Genomic DNA, 20,858 nt, shown 5'->3' with positions numbered 1-20,858 from the left:
CACCCACCCAGTTTTGAGAACTACCGGAGGAAAACGTGGCACTTCCCCAGCTGACAGAGGAACAGCGCGCTGCGGCGCTGGAGAAGGCCGCCGCCGCCCGCCGCATCCGTGCTGAGCTGAAGGAGCGGCTGAAGCGGGGCGGTACCACTCTGGTCGACGTGCTGAAGCAGGCCGAGGAGAACGAAGTTCTCGGCAAGATGAAGGTTTCGGCTCTGCTCGAGGCCCTGCCGGGCGTCGGCAAGGTCCGCGCCCAGCAGACCATGGAACGACTGGAGATCGCCCCCAGCCGACGCCTGCGCGGCCTCGGCGACCGGCAGCGCAAGGCGCTGCTGGCCGAGTTCAGCGGCGAGTGAACGGCGTCGGTCAGGACTCCCCGGTGAGCCGGGGCACCGACCGCGGCAGTGAGCCGGTGACGGGAGACCTCTCCCGGCACCGGCTCACCGTCGTATCGGGGCCTTCGGGAGTCGGGAAGTCGAGCGTGGTGGGCGAGCTGCGGAAGCTGGAGCCCGAGATCTACTTCAGCGTCTCGGTCACCACGCGCAAGCCGCGTCCCGGCGAAGTCGACGGGGCGCACTACCACTTCGTCGACCGGGCGGAGTTCGACGCCATGGTCGACGGCGGCAGGCTGCTGGAGTGGGCCGAGTTCGCGGGCAACCGCTACGGCACCCCCCGCGAGCCGGTCGAGAAGGCGCTCGCCGAGGGTCGCCCGGCCGTCCTGGAGATCGAACTGCAGGGCGCCCGCCAGGTCCGCGCGGCGATGCCCGAGGCCCGGCTGGTGATGCTGATGCCGCCGTCCTGGGACGAACTGGTGGGCAGGCTCACCGGGCGCGGCACCGAGAACGAGGCCGCGGTGAAGGCCCGGCTGGCGGAAGCGGAGCGTGAGCTGGCCGCCGCCGGCGAGTTCGACCACCGCGTCGTCAACGCCGACGTGCGGGACGCCGCTGAGCACTTGCTAAGCTTGATTACCGGCGAGCAGTTTGCCGCCGGTCATCCAGACGATTCGGAGCACCACGAGTGACGACTCAGGCGACCCTGCACGAAGAGCTCGAGGGCATCACCAACCCGCCGATCGACGACCTCCTCGAGAAGGTCAGCTCGAAGTACGCGCTGGTGATCTACTCGGCCAAGCGTGCCCGCCAGATCAACGACTACTACGCCCAGCTGGGCGAGGGCCTGCTGGAGTACGTCGGCCCGCTGGTCGAGCCGGGCCCCCGCGAGAAGCCGCTTTCGATCGCGCTGCGCGAGATCCACGGCGGCCTGCTCGAGCACACCGAGGGTGAGTAAACCCCGCGTTGTCCTGGGCGTAGGCGGCGGGATCGCCGCCTACAAGGCCTGTGAGGTCCTGCGCGGGCTGACCGAGTCCGGTCACGACGTCCGCGTGGTCCCCACCGAAGCCGCGCTGAACTTCGTCGGCGCGGCGACCTTCGAAGCCCTCTCCGGGCACCCGGTGCACACGGGTGTGTTCACCGAGGTGCCCGAGGTGCAGCACGTCCGCGTCGGCAAGGAAGCCGACCTCGTCCTGGTCGTCCCGGCCACCGCGAACCTCCTCGCGAAGGCCGCCCACGGCCTGGCGGACGACCTGCTGACGAACACCCTGCTCACCGCCCGGTGCCCGGTCGCCTTCTTCCCGGCGATGCACACGGAGATGTGGGAGCACCCCGCGACCCGCGACAACGTCGCCCTGCTGCGCTCGCGCGGCTCGATCGTCACCGAGCCCGACTCCGGCCGGCTGACCGGGGCCGACACCGGCAAGGGACGCCTCGCGAACCCGGCCGAGATCGTCGACCTCGCCCGGCTGCTGCTGGCCCGGCCGGACGCCCTCCCCCGCGACCTCGAAGGCGTCCGCGTGGTCGTCTCGGCGGGTGGCACGCGCGAGCCGCTCGACCCGGTCCGCTACCTGGGCAATCGCTCGTCCGGCAAGCAGGGCTACGCGCTGGCCCGCGTCGCCGCCCAGCGCGGCGCCGAGGTCACCCTGGTCACCGCCCACACGGTCGCGCTGCCGGACCCGGCGGGCGCTTCCGTGACGCACGTGTCGACCGCCGAGGAACTGCGGCAGGCGGTGCACTCGGCCGCCGCGTCCGCTGACGTCGTCGTGATGGCCGCCGCCGTCGCCGACTTCCGGCCGGCGAACCGGGCCGACCACAAGATCAAGAAGTCCGACGACCAGCCGGACCCGGTGATCACCCTCGACCGCAACGCCGACATCCTCGCCGAACTGGTGCGCGACCGGCGGCCGGGCCAGGTCGTCGTCGGGTTCGCCGCGGAGACCGGCGACGAGCGCGGCGGCGTCCTCGACCACGCCCGCGTCAAGCTCAAGCGCAAGGGCGCGGACCTGCTGGTCGTCAACGCGGTCGGGGACGGCAAGGCGTTCGGCACCGAGGACAATTCGGGCTGGCTGCTGGGGGCCGACGGCACGGAAATCCCCATCCCTCTCGGCGCGAAAGCTGAACTGGCGTCCACTCTGTGGGACGCTGTTGTGAGCTTCATGAAGCGTTGACGGCCCCTGGAGCGATAGTCAGTACGCTTGCAGCGAAGAGTAAGGGGTGCCTAAGTTCCGGCATCCGACATCTTAGGGTGAGGAAGTGACGGCCACCGTGACCGCGTCCAGCAGCAGATTGTTCACCTCGGAGTCGGTGACCGAAGGGCACCCCGACAAGATTTGCGACGCCATCAGCGACTCGATCCTCGACGGGCTGCTGTCGAAGGACCCGCGCAGCCGCGTCGCGGTCGAGACCCTGATCACCACCGGCCAGGTCCACGTGGCCGGTGAGGTGACCACGGAGGCGTACGCCGACATCCCCACCATCGTCCGCGACGTCATCCTGAAGATCGGGTACGACTCCTCCGCCAAGGGCTTCGACGGCAACTCCTGCGGCGTCAACGTCGCGATCGGCTCGCAGTCGCCCGACATCGCCCAGGGCGTCGACACCGCGTACGAGTCGCGGGTCGAGTCGGACGAGGACGAGATCAACCGCCAGGGTGCCGGCGACCAGGGCCTGATGTTCGGCTACGCCTGCTCGGACACCCCCGAGCTGATGCCGCTGCCGATCGCGCTGGCCCACCGGCTGTCGAAGCGGCTGACCGCGGTCCGCAAGGACGGCGTGCTGCCGTACCTGCGCCCGGACGGCAAGACCCAGGTGACCATCGAGTACGCCGGCGACCAGCCGGTGCGCCTCGACACCATCGTGGTGTCGTCGCAGCACGCCGACGGGATCGACCTGGACCGGATGCTCAGCGTCGACGTCAAGGAGCACGTCGTCGGCCCCGAGCTCGAAGGCCTGGGCATCGACACGTCGGGCGCGCGGCTGCTGATCAACCCGACCGGCCGGTTCGTCATCGGCGGCCCGATGGGGGACGCCGGGCTGACCGGACGCAAGATCATCGTCGACACCTACGGCGGCATGGCCCGTCACGGCGGCGGCGCGTTCTCCGGCAAGGACCCGTCCAAGGTGGACCGCTCGGCGGCGTACGCGATGCGCTGGGTGGCGAAGAACATCGTCGCGGCGGGCCTGGCCTCGCGCACCGAGGTCCAGGTCGCCTACGCGATCGGCAAGGCGGCCCCGGTCGGCCTGTTCGTCGAGACGTTCGGCACCGAGACGGTGGACCCGGCGAAGATCCAGCAGGCCATCTCCGAGGTCTTCGACCTGCGGCCGGCCGCGATCATCCGCGACCTCGACCTGCTGCGCCCGATCTACGCCCCGACGGCGGCGTACGGCCACTTCGGCCGTCCCGAGCTGAACCTCCCCTGGGAGAGCACGGCCCGCGCCGAGGCGCTGAAGGCCGCGGCAGGCGCCTGAGTCGTAAAGCCGTGAATGTCGCATTGAGAGACTTCAAGTCCCTCAATGCGACATTCACGGCTTCTGGCGTCGGGGCTGTCGGAGGGGTCTGGTAGAGATCTCGGCGTGAGTAGCTCCGAGCCCGCCGCCCTCTGGGACCTCCCGGAGGAACCGCCTTCGCCGAAGGCGGCGCCGTCGCGTGCCCGGAAGCCGTCGAAGGTGCCGAAGCCGGGGCAGAAGGCGAAGGGGGCCCAGCAGCCCGCGCCCGAGCGGCCGGTCGCGCGGATCGTCGTCGACATCCCGCTGGCCCACCTTGACCGCACCTTCGACTACCGCGTGCCGGAGAAGCTGCACGAGACCGCGGTGCCGGGCTGCCGGGTCCGCGTCCGGTTCGCCGGGCAGCTGGTGGACGGCTACCTCGTCGAGCGTGCCGAGACCACTGATCACGACAAGCCGCTCTTGTTCCTCGACCGCGTCACCTCCGCCGAACCGGTGCTGACGCCGTCGCTGCACACGCTGTGCCGGGCGGTCGCCGACCGCTACGGCGGCACGCTGTCCGACGTCCTGCGGCTCGCGATCCCGCCGCGCCATGCCAAGACCGAGGGCGAGCCGCCGCTGCCGCCCGCGGCTCTTCCGGCCGCGCCGGACACCACGGCCTGGGCGCGCTACCAGCGCGGCCCGGCGTTCCTGGAGGCCCTCGCCGATGGCAAGCCCGCGAACGCCGTCTGGCAGGCCCTGCCGGGCGAGGACTGGCCGCGCCGGCTGGCCGAGGCCGCGGCGACGGTGGCGGCTTCCGGCCGCGGCGCCGTGCTCGTGGTGCCGGACCACCGCGACCTGGACCGGGTGCGCGACGCCTGCGCGGCGCTGGTCGGCGAGGAGGCCGTGGTGGCGCTGATCGCCGGGCTCGGGCCCGCCGAGCGGTACCGCCGCTGGCTGGCCGTGCTGCGCGGCGCCGTGCGGGTGGTGGTCGGGACGCGGGCGGCGATGTTCGCGCCGGTCCACGACCCCGGCCTGTTCGTCGTCTGGGACGACGGCGACGACCTCCACCTCGACCAGCACGCGCCCTACCCGCACGTCCGGGACGTGCTGATGGACCGCGCGCACGCGGCGAAGTCGTCACTGCTGGTCGGCGGGTTCGCCCGGACGGCGGAGGCCCAGCTGCTCGTCGAGTCCGGCTGGGCCGTCCCGGTGCTGGCCGACCGCGCCGCGCTGCGGGCCGCGGCCCCGCGCGTCACCCCGGTCGGGGAGGACTTCGACGTCGCCCGCGACGAGGCGGCCCGGGTGGCGCGCCTGCCCGCGGTGGCGTTCGAAGCCGCGCGGCAGGCGTTCGCGGCGGGCCTCCCGGCGCTGGTGCAGGTGCCGCGGCGCGGGTACGTGCCGGGCCTGGCCTGCGGGAACTGCCGCACGCCCGCGCGCTGCCGCCGGTGCGCCGGGCCGCTGTCCCTGCCCGGCGGCTCGGTCGACGGGCAGCCGAAACCGCCCGCGTGCCACTGGTGCGGCGTCCCGGAGACGGCGTTCCGCTGCACGGCGTGCGGTTCGGTGCGGCTGCGCGCGGTGATCGTCGGCGCGAAGCGGACGGCGGAGGAGCTGGGCCGCGCGTTCCCCGGCGTCCCGGTCCGGACGTCCGGGGCCGCGGAGGTGCTGTCGTCGGTGCCGGGCAAACCGGCGCTGATCGTGTGCACGCCGGGCGCGGAGCCGGTCGCGGACGGCGGCTACGGCGCGGCGCTGCTGCTCGACGGCTGGGCGCTGCTGGGCCGCCAGGACCTGCGGGCGGGAGAGGAAGCGCTGCGCCGCTGGATGGCGGCGGCGGCCCTGGTCCGCCCGGCGGCCGCGGGAGGCCGCGTGATCGTCGGAGCCGAGGCGGGGCTGGCGGTGGTCCAGGCACTGGTCCGCTGGGACCCGGCCTGGCACGCGGGCCAGGAGCTGGCCGAACGCCAGGAGCTGGGCTTTCCCCCGGCGATGCGGATGGCGAGCGTGGAGGGCAGCCCGGACGCGGTGGCCGCCCTCCTGGCCGACCTGCGCCTGCCGCCGTCCGGGGAAGTCCTGGGCCCGGTGCCGATCGGCGAGCTGGACGAGGAGGGCAACGCGGAGCGCGAGCGGGCGCTGGTCCGCGTGTCCCGCCCGGAGGGGAAGGCGCTGGCGGCGTCGATCCACGCCGCGGCGGCCCGCCGCGACGCGCGCAAGGCGACCGAGCCGATCCGCATCCAGCTGGACCCGATGGAACTGATCTAGCTGTATTGCCCGGTGAGGTTGGGGACGCGGCCGGCGGGTGGTTTGCCGTTGGTTCGGGGCCGGTAAGGCCGGGTGCGTTCGTGCGCGATGACCCCTCGCGCAGCGTGTCGCGCCAGAGCCGTGAGCGGTAGCAGGACCCGTTGTCGGTCAGCACCAATGCGACAGGAATTCGTAATGAATCCGGTTCGCCGGACGGCGGCTAATCCGTCATGCCCCGCCCGGAATTCGCGGCGGCCCTGGCCAGCGGGATCGCCTCCGCCATGTGCAGCTCGCCGAGGTGGTCGCGGGTGCGGCGGGCCGCGGCGAGTTCCGCCTCCACGTCCAGTTCGGCGACGACGAGCGCGGCCCGGGAGCCGGTCCGCGCGCGGGTGTCACCGCTCGGGCCGACGATCTTCGCCTGGCCGAGGAACCGGGTGCCGTGCATGACGCCGGCCTGGTTCGCGGAGACGAACACCACCTGGTTCTCGACCGCGCGCACGCAGTCGTAGACGTCGAACAGCCGGGCTTGGCGATCCCGCGTGAGGGTCGGCGTCCGGCTGCTGGTCGCCCACGACGACAGGCACGCGACGATCCCCGCGCCGTCGGCGGCGAGGCCTCGGGCGGACTCGGGGAACGCCTTGTCGTAGTCGAGCAGCATGCCCAGCCGGCCCACCGGGGTGTCGAACGCGGCGAACCCGCGGCCCGGCCGGTGCAGGAGGGCCTCGGCCGCGGACAGGTGCACCTTGCGGTGCCTGCCGAGCACGCCGTCGCCGGAAACGCACGCCGCCGCGGTGTACCGGGCGCCGTTCTCGCCCGCTTCGGTGTAGCCGAAGCACACGACCAGGTTCGCGGCGAGTGTCGCGACGGCGTGGACTTCGGGTCCGTCCGGGGCGAGCGCCGGCGGCAGGTGGTCGGGGTCGGCCCGGCCGAAGTCGGCGAGGGAGCCGCCGAGCGCGCCGTCCGGCAGCACCAGCAGCGCGGCGCCCGCCTGGCGGGCTTCCTCGACCAGCGCCGCGATGCGGGTCCGGTCGAACGCGAGGTCGCGGCCGAAGTGGGCGGCGACCGTGGCGATCCGGGTGAGTCCCATCCACGCTCCTCCTGGTGTGGTGGCCGGTTGCGCCGGCCGGGGCCGTGGGTGTGCGGTCGGCGCCGTGCGCTCCGCCGTGGCGGTGGACCGCCCGGCGCGGGATCGGCCCGCCGTCAGCCGGTCTTGCCGGAGCGCCGCAACGCCCAGCGGCGGAACCACTGCGTGCCGACGAGGGCCAGCAGCAGGCCGGCGAGCAGGGTCGAGCGGCTGATGCCGCCGCCGGACGCGGCCGGCAGCGCCTGGGCCGAGCCGGTCGACTGCCCGCCGAGGCCCTGCATCCGTGCGTCGACCGCCGGGACCTGGGGCACCGCGGCGGGTCCGTAGTCGTAGGCGACCCGGTCCGGCGGGATGCCGGGTCCGGGAACGCCGGTCGACCCCGGGAACTGCGAGCCGAGCACCGCGCCGGGCAGGCCGGGGCTGGTGACGGTGGTCCCGGTGGCCTCCGGAGCGCGGGAAGCACCGGGGTCCGCGGGGGCACCCGGGGGTGGGGCGGTGCCACCGGACGGTGGCCGGGTGCCGGACGGCGGCCGGGACGCCGGGGCGGGTGCGGGGGCGCCGGGCTTGGTCGTGACCCCGCAGTTCGCGCCGAGCAACGCCCGTACCGACGGCGAAAGCGCGTCGATCACCGGTGCCAGCAACGAGATCTTGCGCAGGTCGCCGAGGACGGCGTCGCCGACGGCGCTGCCGGGGATCAGGCCGTCGGTGGCGCCGATCGAGCCGAGCGCGATCGGCGGAAGGGCCTGCCAGACTCCGGAGAACGCCGGGCGCAGCACGTTGAGCGGATCCAGCGGGGCCAGCGCGGCCAGGATCTGCGGGGTCACCGCGGCGGGCTTGAGCGACACCGCCTGACCCGGTTCGCCCTGGACGGTCACCGCGCAGCTGTCGAGCACCAGCGACCCGGCCGCTTCCGCCGGTGTCGCGGTGACGGCGGCCAAGGCGGCGGCCACCGCGGTGGCCGCGAGAACACGAGGCACGGCATGGGTTTCCATCGCGGCTACCTCGAGGCCGGGCGGATCACGGAGGAACAGGAAACCTGGGTGCCGGCCCCGCGAGAGGACGCCTGGTGCACCACGTTGCCGTCGACGCTGACCGTGCAGCCGATCGACTCCGCGGTTTCGTTGTTCGCGGCCAGCACCTGGACGACGCCGAGGCCGGGGCCCACCTTGAGGGTGAACTCCTTGCGCCACGGCAGATCCCCGTTCACGACGGTCTCGGTGCCGTTCACCCCGTCGATCACGTACTTGATCTCGGGGGACTTTCCCGCCCCGGTCACGGTGTAGACGACCTGATGCTCGGCGACGGGCAGCCGGACCTGGTCCCACCCGGCGGGCTCGTCCGGGGTGAACACGTCGGTGGCGATGACCACCGCGACCGCCACCGTGGCGGCCCCGAGCACCCAGGGCAGCCACCAGGTGCGCTGCGCCAGCCGGAACGTCCTGTTCCCGGGCGGCGGCTTTTCCTCCGGCGGTTTCGGCTTCGCCGTTTCTGTGGTCATGGCCGACTCCTTCGACAGGAAACGATCATGGCTGCAGCTCGCTTTCTTGGAGTCTTCTCAGGTGCGCGGCACGCGGATGTGGGAATCTTGGAAGACGAAAGGCGCGGCCTCGCCGGCGCCTGGTGGCCAATAGTGGCACGCCTCCGGTCGTTCTGACCAGAGGCCGCCGAATGGGGCCGCCTGGGTCGATGTGTGGGCGTTAACATTCCCGAAACGACCGCCGCGGGTCCGGGTCGGCAGTGGATATTCGCTGTTCAAGGCCCTGTTCGGCGCAGGGGTGCGCTCGGCCGAGTGGGCTAGTTCGCGCAGCCGTTGCGAGGTGGGCGGTAATTCGCTTCCGGGGCAAATAGGTGCCAGTCGGACGGGATGTCCGGTCGTTCGATCGAAAGTCCGCGATCAGCGGGAATGATGATCGTTTCGATGGAATCGAATGTTCTTCCGGGTGGCACCTATTTGCATTACCGGTCATTCTTCTGCCCATGCGGAAAATTACGTCTTTCACTCCGAAAAGAACCCGATTCGGGGTGTTGGTAATCCACAGTTAACAGCGTCGAGAAGCGCTGTACACGTGCCGCCGCCCTAATTGTGGCTCCACGTCCACGGCGTTCGGTCGATCGATGAGGACCAGATGGCGCATCAGCCGCACGGACGGGGAACACCGGAACGGCCGTTTCGCGGCCGGGGCCCCGCCGACGTGGTCCGTGCTCCGCGATCGTCCCCACCCGAGTGGCCGGACTCGGGCGCGGTGTTCGCGCAGCCAGCGGAATCAACCCATTAGAAGAACCGTGCAGCACCGAGCCACCAGGGCACCCGCCCGACCGGGACCCCGGGTGGCCCGCGCTGCCCTGCGAAGAGAAGGGAAAACGATGCGTCCATCGCATCCGTTGCGCAGGTTCTCCTCCGGCGGGCTCTGGCGCCGCCGCCGAGCCTCACGCGCCTTGGTGCTGGTCACGACCGTGGCCCTGAGCACCCTCGGTGTCGTGTTCACCGGGCCGGCTCCGGCGTCGGCAGCCACGACCAACGTTCAGCAGCAGAATCTCAGCTTCAACCCCGCCGACATCTCGATCGCCGTCGGCGACACCGTCACCTGGACCAACACCGAAACCGACGGCACCGTGCACAGCGTGGTGCAGTCCGGCGGGGGCGAGATCAACTCGCCCGACATGCCGCCGGGCGCGTCGTTCTCGCACACCTTCCCCACCGCCGGCACGGTGAACATCACCTGCCGGTTCCACCCCGACATGTTCATGGCGGTGCACGTCGGCGGCACTCCGCCCACCACCACGACAGCGCCACCGACCACGACGGCGCCCCCGACCACGACGGCGCCACCGACCACCACCGCTCCGCCGACCACCACCGCGCCGCCCACCACGACGGCGCCACCGGGGACGACGGCGCCGCCGTCGAGCGGCACGCCCGCCCCGACCACCACCGGGCCGGGCGGGTCTCCCATCGGCGTCGGTCCGCTGCCGGTCAGCTTCCGGCTCACCGACGACAACGGGTCCTGGTACAACAGCAACCTCAACCTGTTCGGCACCAAGTCCCTGGCCGTGGCGGAGCTGCCGCGGCTCAACCTGGGCAAGGTGCTCGGCCTGCTGCCGTCGCTCGACCTGTCCAAGCTGCCGCTGCTCGGCAACGGCGCGCTGGACGGCCAAAGCGCGAACAACCTGCTCGGCGGGGCCGTATCGCAGCTCAGCAAGCTGCTGCCCAGTGGGAGCAACACCCCGCAGGTCGGCAACCTCGGCGTCGATCCGGCCCAGCTGCTCAACATCGGCGCGTTGCGCAGCGCGGTGGGCCAGGTCCTGCCCGCGGGTGACGCACGGGCCGCGCGGGCGAACAACCTGCTCGACCAGTTCCAGCAGCAGGTCGCGGCGCAACCGGCGAACGTGCCGGTGTCGCTGGACAAGCTGCCGGTGGGCGCGGACCTGATGGGCCTGCTCGACGAGCTGAAGAAGTGGGCCAGCAACGACATCACGCTGCCGGTCACGGTGAACTTCGGGGTGAACCAGCCCGCGGCGGCGTCCGCGCACACCGCGACCAGCCTGATCTGGCCGGACGGGGCGAAGGGCTTCCCGTACGACCAGGGCGGGGCCTGGGTGGGCAACCAGACCGTCCAGCTCACCGAGCCCGGCCTGTACGCCTTCCAGTGCAAGATCCACCCGTACATGCTCGGCGCGGTCGTGGTCGACGACCCGCTCACCCCGGGCCTGGACTTCGGCAAGAAGCTGCACGTCAACAGCCGCAACCTGGTGGTGCCGTCCAACGCGGACATCATCACGCAGCTGGTGACGAAGTTCTTCAACATCACCGCGCCGGGCAACTGGCAGACCTACAGCGGCACGCAGGAAACGGAGTGGAACCCGTCGGACTACCCGCCGGCGCCGATCCTGACCTACGACGAGGCGGGCAACCCGCAGCTCATCCCGCTGCTCAGCCTGTACCTCAAGGAACACCAGGGCGTGCCGAAGAAACTCCCGGCCGCCAACAAGAAACCGGCGGTGCCCGGCATCGGCGAGGTGTGGGTCGACACCGAGATGGAGATGACGGCGAACAAGACCAAGCCGGGGACCGCGACCCGGGTGAACGTGCAGAACTGGGAAGTGGAAAGGAAGGTCGCGCTGCCCCAGGTCAACATGAACAACCCGCACAACATGTGGACCGACAAGGACGAGAAGGTCATCTACCAGACCGAATGGTTCAGCAACAAGCTGGACGTCTTCGACCGGGCCAGCGGTGCGTTCATCAGGCAGATCGAAGTCGGCCCGGACCCGTCACACGTGATGAGCCGGACCGACACCGGGCAGCTGCACGTCGCGCTCAACGGCGGCGGGGCGGTGATGGAGCTCTCGCCCGATGCCACGAAGATCGACCGGCGCATCCCGGTCGAGCTACCGGGTGAAAAGGTCGCGCACCCGCACGCCCACTGGATGACCGGGGACGGATCGACGATGATCACGCCCAACGTCAACCTGTACAACGCCACGGTCGTCGACATCCCGAGCGGGCAGATCCGGCACGAGCAGACCGGCGAACTGCCGATCGCCTCGGGCATGACGCCGGACGGCTCGAAGGCGTACGAGGCCGACTTCTCCGGTGCGACGGTTTCGTGCATCTCGCTGAAGGCCGACGCCTGCGTCGCCGACGGCGGGGCGAAGCAGCACTACAAGAAGATCGACCTGTGGGCCAACTACGACCCCGTCAAGGGCCCGTCCGGGGACTGGGGTGGTCTGGACATCCAGATCCCCGTGGCGCCGGACAACTCCGCGGTGCTGGTGGCGAACACGCTGACCAACAACATCACGGTGATCGACCCGAAGACGGACAAGATCGTCAAGTGGCTGCCCTGCGACTCCGGCTGTCACGGCATCAACTACGGGGCCAAGAAGGGCGGCGGCTACTACGCCTACGTCTCCAGCAAGTTCTCGAACGCGATGTCCGTGGTGGACCCGGACCCGAACGGCGACGGCAACCCGTCCGACGCCGCGGTGGTCGGCCGGATGGTGCTGACCGCCGGCCCGAACACGGCGACCGACGACCAGGTCACCGGGTACGCGGGGATGGGCGGCATGGGTGTGCTCCCGATCCCGCTCGCCTACGAGGGCTGGGCGAAGCAGGCGCCGAGCAACGCGGTCAACGACCAGTTGACCTGCCGGCAGCGTAACCCGGTCGCCTTCGCGACCGTGTGCAAGTAGCCGGAACCCGAGGAGGTCCGGGGGCGGCGCGCCGCGCCGTCCCCGGCCCTTCCCTGCCGCTTTCCGTCCTCCAGAAGGGAATTCGATGCCTTTTCCACCACGGCCGGGCGCGACCCGGTGGTTCCGGCTCCCGCGCGGCCGCACCCTGCGTTACGTCGTCATCGGCTCGGCCGTCGGGCTGACCGCGGCCGCGGCCGTCGGCCCGGTGCGCTCTGCGGTGAGCGCGCCGGAACCGGTGAACGTCGAGCAGGCCGCGGTCACGCAGCTGCTGCAGCGTCCGCTGGGGACGGCGTTCGGCCAGCAGTCGCAGGCCGAGGCCGACCTCGGCGACGGCACCACGCTCGCGGCCTGGGAACTCAAGGACGGGGTCAAGGAGTTCCACCTGACCGCCGCCCCGCTGACCTGGGAGACCGAACCCGGCCGCACGAAGCAGGCGCTGGCGTTCAACGGCCACCTGCCCGGCCCGGTCATCCGGGTCAACCAGGGCGACAAGGTGCGGATCGTCGTCAAGAACGACATGGCGAAACCGACGGCGGTGCACTGGCACGGCATGGAGCTGCCGAACGACCAGGACGGCGTGCCGATGCTGACCCAGCACGACATCGAGCCCGGCCAGAGTTTCACCTACGAGTGGACGGCGGTGTCGACCGGCACGCACTGGTACCACTCGCACGAGGACGGCGACCAGGAAGGCCGCGGCCTCTACGGCGCCCTCGAGGTCGTGCCGACCCTCGGGGACATCCCGGCCGAACGCGACTTCCGGATCATGACCGGCGACGGCGCGCTCGGGTTCGTCTTCAACGCCAAGAGCTACCCGGCGACGACCCCGCTCGCCGCCAAGGTCGGCGAGCGGGTGCACATCCGGCTGATCGGCACCGGGCCGGAGATGTTCCACGCGATCCACATCCACGGCGGGTACTTCACCGTGGTCGCCCAGGACGGCCGTCCGCTCGCGATGCCGCAGCAGATGGACACCGTGACCGTCGGCATCGGCCAGACCTACGACCTGATCTGGGTCCCGGTCCGCACCGGGAAGTGGATGATCCACTGCCACGTCTTCTCGCACTCCGAAGTGGCGTCCGGGATGACCGGCATGGTCACGATCGCCGACGTCCACCCCGCGACCGTCCCGTTGCCCGGACTGCCGGGTGTCCTCGATTCCCCGCAGCAGCACAACTGAACCCTGGAGCCGACATGTCCGTTTCCCGCACCGCCCGGCGGGTCGCCGCCGGTTCGCTGCTCGCCGCCGCCGCGGTGTTCCTCGTCCAGCCGGCCGCCTTCGCGCACGTCACGGTCACCCCGAACACCGCCACCCCCGGCGGCTACACCCGCGTCGCCTTCAACGTGCCCAACGAAAAGCCCGGCGCGTCGACGGTGAAACTGGAAGTGGTGCTGCCCGCCGACCACCCGCTCGCGTCGGTTTCGGTGCAGCCGGTGCCCGGCTGGACGGCCACTCCGCAGCGGTCCAAGCTGCCCCAGCCGGTGCAGACCGACGACGGGCAGGTGACCGAGGCCGTCACCTCGATCGTGTGGCAGGGCGGGCAGATCCAGCCCGGCCAGTTCCAGCAGTTCCTCGTCTCGCTCGGCCCGCTGCCGAAGGACACCGGACAGCTGGTGTTCAAGGCCCTCCAGACCTACTCCGACGGTTCGGTGGTGCGCTGGATCGACGTGCCGGACGGCAGCGGCGCCGAGCCCGAGCATCCGGCGCCGAAGCTGACGCTGGCCGCCGCGGCCGCACCCGCCGCCGCCGAGCCGGCGGCCGCCGCGACCGACTCGACCGCGCGGGCGCTCGGCGGCGGCGGGCTCGCGCTCGCGATCGCCGCGTGCGGCTGGGCGTGGCAGTCGCGACGGCGGGCGAAGCAGGACCCGCCCAAGCCTTCCCCGGTGGCGCACAAGCCGAAGGTCGGGGTCTGAAACGGGCGGTGACCCGGCCGACCGGTCCTCGGCCGGGCCACCGCCTTCCTGCCCGTCCCCTCCGCCAGCGAAAGGAACCCCGTGTTCGCAGCAACGACCCGGCGGCCGGCGGCCGCCGCCACGGTTACGGTCCTCGCGCTCCTCATGCTGGTGCTGTTCCCGGGTACCGCGTCGGCGCACGCCGTGCTGCTGGACACCACCCCGGGCAACTGGCAGGTCGTCGGCACCTCGCCCCACCAGGTTTCCCTGCGGTTCAACGAACCCGTGGACGTCGGGCTGGCGGAGGTCAGGCTGCTCGGCCCGCGCGGCGACGCCGTCGAGGGCCTGCCGCGGCCGGTGCACCCGGACGAGCGCCGCGAGGTGATCTCGGTGACCGTGCCGGACACGCTGGCGACCGGCACCCACACGGTGACCTACCGGGTGGTGTCCGCGGACTCGCACCCGGTGCAGGGCGCGTTCAGCTTCAGCGTCGGGCAGCCGACGCCGGCGCCGGACGGTGCCACCGCCCCGGCATCGTCCGACGGGGGCGACGGCCTGACCGCGACGGCGTACGGCGTGGTGCGCTGGCTCGGGTACGCGGGGCTCGCCGTCCTGCTCGGCGCGGCGTTCCTGGCCGCGCTGCGCTCGCCGGGCGGCGAGCCCCGGACCGGCGACCGGCGGCTGCTGTGGCTCGGCTGGGCGGTGCTGGTCTCGGCGACCGTGCTCGGGCTCGCCGGGTACGGGCCGTATGCCGCCGGGCGGCCGCTGTCCGCGGTGGGCGACTTCGCGTTGCTCGGCTCGACGCTCGGCAGCCGGATGGGAGTGGTGCTGGCGGTGCGGCTGGTGCTGCTGGCGGCGGTGGCGGTCTGGCTCGCGAAGGGGCCGCGCGTGCCGCGGAACCCGCGGTGGCACGGCGTCACCGTGCTCACGGCCGGGATCGTGCTCGCGTCGACCTGGAGCCTCGCCAACCACAGCGCCGCCGGGGACCACGTCGGTTTCGCGCTGGCCGCCGACACCGTGCACCTGACGGCGATGAGCGTCTGGATCGGCGGGCTGGTCGCGCTGCTGGTGCTGCTCCGGCGCACCGGCGACGTCACGGGACCGCGGGAGGCCGTGCCCCGGTTCTCCCGCGTCGCGGCGGTGTGCGTCGCCGTCCTCGTGGTCACCGGCACGTTCGAAGCCTGGCGCCAGGTCGGCACGCCGTCGGCGCTGCTCGGGACGACGTACGGCACCATCCTCGTCGGCAAGCTGGCGCTGGTCGCCGTGCTCGTCGCGCTCGGCGGCGTCGCGCGGCGGTGGGTGCGCCGGTCCTATGGCGAGCCCGCGACGACGGCGGAGCGACGACGGTGGGCCCGATACGGCCCGCCGGAGCCGGAGGTGCGGAGCTTCCGGCGGGCGGTCGGGTTCGAAGCCGCCGTCGCCGTCGTCGTGCTCGGGTTCACCGCGGCACTGGTCAGCGTGGAACCCGCCCAGGCCCAGGTCGCGCGGGAGGCGGCCGCGCCGAAGATCCCGGCCTACACCGGCCCGGTGACCACGGTGCTGCCCTTCGACGCCGGTGGCCCGGCCGGGCGCGGGCAGCTGGCGGTCGACATCTCGCCGGGGCGGATCGGGCCGAACACCATGCACCTTTCGGTGCTCGACGCGCGGTCCCAGCCGCGCGAGGTGGCCGAGCTGCGGGCCGAGCTGCGGCTGCCCGACCGCGCCGTCGGCCCGCTGCCGGTCCGCGTCGAGTACGCCGGGCTCGGCCACTACGTCGCCGGCGCCTCGATCGGCATGCCGGGGCAGTGGGAGCTCGCCGTGATCGTCCGGATGTCCGAAGTGGACCAGGCGACGGTCCGGATCCCGCTGGGGATCCGGTGAACGCCGTGCTGTCAGGGGAAGAGATGGTCCGGCGCGACGCGCGAAGGCTGCCCGAGGCCGCGTTGGAGGAACTGCGCCGCCGGACGGTCGCCGCGGTGGAATCCGGCCTGTCGCGCAGCGAGGTGGCCCGCCTGTTCGGCGTCTCCCGCAAGACGGTCGGGAACTGGGTGACTTCCTACCGTGACCTCGGCGAGGACGCGTTCCGGCCGCGCACCCGCGGCCGTCGCCCCGGCGAGCAGCTGGCGCTGTCGCCGGGACAGCAGGCCGCCACGCTCGAGGCCGTCACCGGGCGGACCCCGGAGGAGGCCGGGCTCCCGTACCGGGTGTGGACGCGGCAGGCGGTCGCGGAGCTGGTCAACCGGGAGTTCCGGATCACGCTCAGCCCGAGGACCGTCAGTGGGTATCTCGCGCGCTGGGACCTGCTGCCCGGGCCCGGCGTGTTCGACGTTCAGCAGGGGACCGGTCCGGCGCGGTCGCGGGCGGCCGAGGTCGTCCGGCTGGTGTGGCACCGGACGCCGGCCGGGCTCGACGTCCTCGTGGCGGTGTGCAACCGGGGTTCGCTGTACTTCGACGTCCGGACGGCCCCTTTCGACGCCGCGGCGGCGGCGGACTTCCTGCGGCGGCTGGCCGACCAGCTCGCGCGGCCGGTCGACGTGCTCGTCCGCCGCTGGCCCGCCCGGGAAACCGGCCTGGTGCGGACCTGGCCGGGCGCGCCGGACGACCGGATCACCGTCCGGTTCCTGTGACGGACGCGGTCACGGCTTTTCGACGCCGAGCTTGATCGCCGTCGTCCGCCACGCGGTACCGGCCCAGTCCAGTGCGAACACGAAAATGGTGCGATTGGCGGGCACGGTTTCGGTCGTGGCGCCCGCGCGGTCGAGCACCGTCAATTCGTCCTGGTCGAACAGCGCGGTCACGGTTTGTTTCTCCGGCGGCCCTTCGGGCACGGCGCTGCGGAAATGGATCCGGCCACCGCGGTAGCTCGCCCCGGCGGCCTTGTCCCGGTCGAGCTGCTCGGTCAGCCGGGCGCAGGCCTGGCAGCTCGGCGCGGCCAGGTCGCGCAGCGGGCCGGCGTCGAGCGTGCGGTAGCCGTAGTCCACCAGGTCCAGCCAATGCGAGGCGAACGAAGTCGCGCCCTGCGCGTCACGTCTGGCCGCGGGCGCGGGCATTGGCGGCGCGGTCGCGGTGGCCGTCGCCGACGCCGTGGGGGCGTCCGGCGTGGTGGTGCACGCGGCGGCGGACAGGCCCGCGGCGAACGTGATCGCGGCCCAGCGGCCGGCCCGGGGTGTGCGCATGGACCGGAGGATGCCACAGTTTCCGGCGGCTCCGGCAACATTCCCGGTTCGTTCCATTAATGCCGCGTTACGTCGTCCTCGCCGGCGTTTTCGTCGACGGTGAAGTATCTGTGAGTCGCATTGTTTGTCGACTCCCGGATTTCCGTGCCCTATGCTCGGAAGACCCGTATCGGAAACGCGGGCCGGGGGATCGGGAATGCGCCGGATCGAACCGAGGAGTACCGGAATGCCGAACCTGTACTGGGGCACCACCGACCTCTACCCGGGCCGCGTGCACACGGTCCTGCCGGGCAGCACGATCTCGCTGTGCAGCCAGGGCCGGTACACCGAGCTGGTCATGGACCAGATCGCCGAGCACCGGAGACCGCACGTGCGGATCTGCCCCGAGTGCGCCGTCGCCGCGGTCGACCGGCTCTTCCCGGCCTGGCCGTCACCCCACCCCCGCCAGGACGGCGGGCCGGTCGTCAACCTCGACCTGGCGGCAGGATGAACCGGACGGGGAGACCGGCCGGAACCGACCGCAGGAGCCCGCGCGCCGCGGCAGGCCACGGCCCGACGACGACGTTCAGCCCGCGGCCGGCCCGGCCGGACAGCTCGGCCAGGAAGCCGGTGACGTCCGCGGCGTCGAACGGCCCGCGCCGCGCCCGGAAGTGGAGCACCCCGCGGTTGGTGACGGCGAACAGCACGTGCACGTCGCCGAAGTGGTCGCGGAACCCGGTCAGCAGGTTGTGCCCCGCGGTGAGCGGGCCGGTGTCCGGCGGGGCGTGCGGACGGGTCCAGCCGAGCCACAGCGGCTCGGCGTGCGGCAGCCACGGCCCGGTACCCGCGGAAGCGGGCCGCTGGAACGGGACCAGCGGCGGGAGCCGGCGTCGCGCCTGCTCCGGTGTGAGCGCCCGGTCGTCGATGAGGCCCCAGCGGTGCAGGTACTGCGACACCGTCGTGGGGCTGAGGAGGATCCGGTACCGGTGGTTGACGAGTTCGGCGACGGCCTGGCGGTTCCACAGCCGGTGGGGGAGGCCGTGCGTCTCCGGCGATCCGGCGATGATCGCCTCGAGCGTCGCCGCCTGGCGAGGCGGGGACAGGGCCAGCTGCTCACCCGGGCGGCGGCCGCGCGGCTTCGGCCGGAACGCCTCGTCACCGGTCGCGCGGTAGGCCTGCACCCAGGCGCCCACCGTCTTGCGCGACACCCCGAACGCGCGCGCCACCTCGGCACGGGAGACACCGGCCTCGACCGCCGCCACGGCTCGTCGACGCAGGACTTCCAGCGCCTCGGCTGGCAGGCTGCGCGCGTCGCCCGAAGTCTTGATCGTCAAGGTCATGACGATAAGGAACTTCGCGAGAGTGCCGGTTATCCGCAAGTGAACCTTTTGGCGGGAAACCGGACAAGCCGGCCGCCGCGGGTGACCTGGCTGTAACACAGGTCACGCTCGGCCGCGCTGTCCGCGTGGGGGGTCATCGGGCGGGTTGCGTCTTGAAGCCGCCCGGCGCAAGGGGCAGACTCGCCCGCATGCCCGCGCACTGGAGCCGCACCACGCTCGTCCTGGCCGCCGTCGTCGCGCTCACCACCGGTGTGGCCGCGCCCGCCACCGCCGCCACGCCAACGCCGAAGTCCCCGGTCGCCGTCGGGTTCGGGGGTGCCGTGGCCAGCATCGACGCCGATGCCACCGCGATCGGCACGAAGGTCCTGCGCGACGGCGGGAACGCCGTCGACGCGGCCGTCGCCGTCGCCGCCGCGCTCGGCGTCACCGATCCTTTCTCCGCCGGGGTCGGCGGCGGCGGGTTCTTCGTGTACTACGACGCGAAGACCCACCGGGTGCACACCCTGGACGGCCGCGAGACCGCCCCGAAGACGTCCGACGAGAACCTGTTCGTCGAGAACGGCAAGCCGATCCCGTTCGCGGACGCGGTCACCAGCGGCCTGGGCGTCGGCGTGCCCGGCACGCCCGCGACGTGGGCGGAGGCCCTGCGCAAGTGGGGGACGCGGTCGCTCGCGAAGTCGCTGAAGCCCGCCGAGAACCTCGCGCGGAACGGCTTCGTCGTCGACCAGACGTTCCAGACGCAGATCGCGAACAACGCCGCGCGGTTCTCCGCGTTCCCGTCGACGCGGTCGCTGTACCTGCCCGGCGGCGCGCCGCCGTCGCCCGGGACGGTCTTCAAGAACCCCGACCTGGCCGCGACGTACGCGCAGCTCGAACGCGACGGCGTCGACGCGCTCTACACCGGCCCGATCGGCGCGGACGTCGCCAAGACCGTGCAGAAGCCGCCGGTCGACCCGGCCTCGACGCTGAACGTGCGGCCCGGCAAGCTCACCACCGCCGACCTCGCCGGCTACGACGTGATCGAACGGCGTCCGACGCACGCGACCTACCGCGGCCTGGACGTCTACGGCATGCCGGCGCCGTCGTCGGGTGGGCTCACGGTCGCCGAAGCGCTCAACATCCTCGAGAACTTCGACCTCAAGCACGCGAGCAAGGCCGACTACCTGCAGTACTTCCTCGAGTCGACCCGCTTCGCCTTCGCCGACCGCAACCGCTGGATCGGCGACCCGGCGTTCGTCGACGTCCCCGCCCGCGAGCTGATCAGCCAGCGCTTCGCCGACTCGCGGGCCTGCCTGATCTCGAAGGACAAGGCCGCGACCAGCCCGGTCGCCCCGGCCGACCCGAGGCACCCCGCGCCGTGCGCCGCGGGGGCCGCCGCCGCGCCGACGCCGTACGAGGGGGAGAACACCACCCACCTCACGGTCGCCGACAAGTGGGGCAACGTCGTCGCCTACACGCTGACCATCGAGCAGGAGGGCGGCAGCGGCATCGTCGTCCCGGGCCGCGGCTTCCTGCTCAACAACGAGCTGACCGACTTCTCCTTCACCCCGGTGACGCCGGGCGTGCCCGACCCGAACCTGCCGGGCCCCGGCAAGCGGCCGCGCTCGTCGATGGCGCCGACGATCGTGCTGAAGGACGGCAAGCCGTTCTTCGCCGCCGGCTCGCCGGGCGGCGCGTCGATCATCACGACCGTGCTGCAGGTGCTGACCGGCCGGATCGACCGCGGGCTGTCGCTGGAGGACGCCATCGCGGCGCCGCGCGCGTCCCAGCGGAACTCGGCGGCCGCCCAGGTGGAGCAGGCGTTCCTCGACCAGCCCGAGACGGCGGACCTCAAGGCCCGCGGCCAGGGCTTCTCGACGGCGCCGGCGGAGATCGGCGCGGCGACGGGAGTGGAGCGCCTGCGCGACGGCCGCTGGCTGGCGGCGGCGGAACCGGTCCGCCGCGGCCAGGGCGCGGCCCAGGTGGTGTGGCCGGCCGGCTGGTAGCGGCCCAACGCGGCCCCCACGATCTCCGGCAAAGTCGCTTTCCGCCGCATCCGGGCGGCCTCACCACTCGACCAAGAAACCCCTCGCAGCCACCCCTCGCCAAGAGACTTCGCCGGAAACTCCCCCACCCTCTCCGGGGGGACGACCCCGCATCCAGCGTATCGGCGGTGCCCGACGAGAAGCCGGGATCGGCCGCCGCCGGGGGTCGGTTGTCCACATCACGGCCGGGCTGTGGACTACGG

18 protein-coding genes are annotated in these 20,858 nt (G+C 72.4%); 13 read left to right on the top strand and 5 right to left on the bottom strand.

Features of this window, described 5'->3' with window-relative positions; translation table 11 throughout:
• The first annotated feature begins 35 nt into the window (after positions 1–35).
• The 6 genes from mihF (at position 36) to AB0M82_RS22990 (ending at position 6,008) form a co-directional block, all read left to right on the top strand.
• Positions 36–353 carry an integration host factor, actinobacterial type gene (gene mihF, locus AB0M82_RS23015; protein ID WP_003096398.1) on the top strand — a complete coding sequence of 106 codons (318 nt, stop codon included), beginning with the start codon at positions 36–38 and terminating at the stop codon, positions 351–353.
• A gap of 23 nt (positions 354–376) precedes the next feature.
• Entirely contained in the window at positions 377–1,018 is a 642-nt protein-coding gene (gene gmk, locus AB0M82_RS23010; RefSeq protein WP_364725151.1) for a guanylate kinase, read from the top strand.
• The gene (gene rpoZ, locus AB0M82_RS23005) at positions 1,015–1,284 is read left to right on the top strand and encodes a DNA-directed RNA polymerase subunit omega (RefSeq protein ID WP_005152353.1); all 270 of its coding nucleotides are present in this window, start codon (positions 1,015–1,017) and stop codon (positions 1,282–1,284) included. Before gmk ends, rpoZ begins: the two co-directional genes overlap by 4 nt.
• Entirely contained in the window at positions 1,277–2,497 is a 1,221-nt protein-coding gene (gene coaBC, locus AB0M82_RS23000; protein ID WP_364725149.1) for a bifunctional phosphopantothenoylcysteine decarboxylase/phosphopantothenate--cysteine ligase CoaBC, read from the top strand. Before rpoZ ends, coaBC begins: the two co-directional genes overlap by 8 nt.
• Before the next feature lie 97 nt (positions 2,498–2,594).
• Positions 2,595–3,797 (top strand): methionine adenosyltransferase, encoded by a 1,203-nt coding sequence (gene metK, locus AB0M82_RS22995; RefSeq protein ID WP_364725272.1) that lies wholly within the window; start codon positions 2,595–2,597, stop codon positions 3,795–3,797.
• A gap of 105 nt (positions 3,798–3,902) precedes the next feature.
• Positions 3,903–6,008, top strand: coding sequence for a primosomal protein N' (locus tag AB0M82_RS22990; RefSeq protein ID WP_364725146.1), 2,106 nt, complete (start codon positions 3,903–3,905; stop codon positions 6,006–6,008).
• A 199-nt stretch (positions 6,009–6,207) separates the two neighbouring features.
• Here AB0M82_RS22990 and AB0M82_RS22985 read toward each other — a convergent pair whose 3' ends face one another.
• From AB0M82_RS22985 to AB0M82_RS22975, 3 genes are all read right to left on the bottom strand, one after another.
• A complete protein-coding gene (locus AB0M82_RS22985) occupies positions 6,208–7,074 on the bottom strand; it encodes a carbon-nitrogen hydrolase family protein (protein WP_364725143.1) in 867 nt (288 codons plus the stop codon).
• Between the two features lie 113 nt (positions 7,075–7,187).
• A complete protein-coding gene (locus AB0M82_RS22980) occupies positions 7,188–8,063 on the bottom strand; it encodes a hypothetical protein (protein WP_364725141.1) in 876 nt (291 codons plus the stop codon).
• Between the two features lie 5 nt (positions 8,064–8,068).
• The gene (locus tag AB0M82_RS22975) at positions 8,069–8,569 is read right to left on the bottom strand and encodes an MmpS family transport accessory protein (RefSeq protein ID WP_364725138.1); all 501 of its coding nucleotides are present in this window, start codon (positions 8,567–8,569) and stop codon (positions 8,069–8,071) included.
• Between the two features lie 866 nt (positions 8,570–9,435).
• Between AB0M82_RS22975 and AB0M82_RS22970 the strand changes: the two genes are divergently transcribed.
• From AB0M82_RS22970 to AB0M82_RS22950, 5 genes are all read left to right on the top strand, one after another.
• The gene (locus AB0M82_RS22970; RefSeq protein ID WP_364725135.1) at positions 9,436–12,264 is read left to right on the top strand and encodes a plastocyanin/azurin family copper-binding protein; all 2,829 of its coding nucleotides are present in this window, start codon (positions 9,436–9,438) and stop codon (positions 12,262–12,264) included.
• An 85-nt stretch (positions 12,265–12,349) separates the two neighbouring features.
• Positions 12,350–13,444: a multicopper oxidase domain-containing protein gene (locus AB0M82_RS22965; RefSeq protein ID WP_364725132.1), complete on the top strand. Its 1,095-nt coding sequence runs from the start codon at positions 12,350–12,352 to the stop codon at positions 13,442–13,444.
• Between the two features lie 14 nt (positions 13,445–13,458).
• Positions 13,459–14,178, top strand: coding sequence for a YcnI family protein (locus AB0M82_RS22960; RefSeq protein WP_364725130.1), 720 nt, complete (start codon positions 13,459–13,461; stop codon positions 14,176–14,178).
• An 81-nt stretch (positions 14,179–14,259) separates the two neighbouring features.
• Entirely contained in the window at positions 14,260–16,017 is a 1,758-nt protein-coding gene (locus tag AB0M82_RS22955) for a copper resistance protein CopC (RefSeq protein WP_364725127.1), read from the top strand.
• Positions 16,018–16,022: 5 nt separating this feature from the next.
• Positions 16,023–16,763: a helix-turn-helix domain-containing protein gene (locus AB0M82_RS22950; protein WP_364725125.1), complete on the top strand. Its 741-nt coding sequence runs from the start codon at positions 16,023–16,025 to the stop codon at positions 16,761–16,763.
• Positions 16,764–16,772: 9 nt separating this feature from the next.
• On the opposite strand, the gene AB0M82_RS22945 is transcribed toward AB0M82_RS22950, so the two are convergent.
• Positions 16,773–17,312 (bottom strand): DUF6318 family protein, encoded by a 540-nt coding sequence (locus AB0M82_RS22945; protein ID WP_364725122.1) that lies wholly within the window; start codon positions 17,310–17,312, stop codon positions 16,773–16,775.
• A gap of 226 nt (positions 17,313–17,538) precedes the next feature.
• Between AB0M82_RS22945 and AB0M82_RS22940 the strand changes: the two genes are divergently transcribed.
• Positions 17,539–17,802 carry a hypothetical protein gene (locus AB0M82_RS22940; RefSeq protein ID WP_364725119.1) on the top strand — a complete coding sequence of 88 codons (264 nt, stop codon included), beginning with the start codon at positions 17,539–17,541 and terminating at the stop codon, positions 17,800–17,802.
• Here AB0M82_RS22940 and AB0M82_RS22935 read toward each other — a convergent pair.
• The gene (locus AB0M82_RS22935) at positions 17,777–18,631 is read right to left on the bottom strand and encodes a helix-turn-helix domain-containing protein (protein ID WP_364725117.1); all 855 of its coding nucleotides are present in this window, start codon (positions 18,629–18,631) and stop codon (positions 17,777–17,779) included. The two genes, AB0M82_RS22940 and AB0M82_RS22935, sit on opposite strands and share 26 nt — an antisense overlap.
• Positions 18,632–18,819: 188 nt before the next feature.
• Here AB0M82_RS22935 and ggt point away from each other — a divergent pair, with 188 nt between their 5' ends.
• Positions 18,820–20,616 carry a gamma-glutamyltransferase gene (gene ggt, locus AB0M82_RS22930; RefSeq protein WP_364725115.1) on the top strand — a complete coding sequence of 599 codons (1,797 nt, stop codon included), beginning with the start codon at positions 18,820–18,822 and terminating at the stop codon, positions 20,614–20,616.
• The last annotated feature ends 242 nt before the right edge of the window (positions 20,617–20,858 follow it).

Source organism: Amycolatopsis sp. NPDC051128 (genome assembly GCF_040682715.1).
Classification (GTDB): Bacteria; Actinomycetota; Actinomycetes; order Mycobacteriales; family Pseudonocardiaceae; genus Amycolatopsis.
This window is presented reverse-complemented; position numbering and strand designations above follow the sequence as displayed.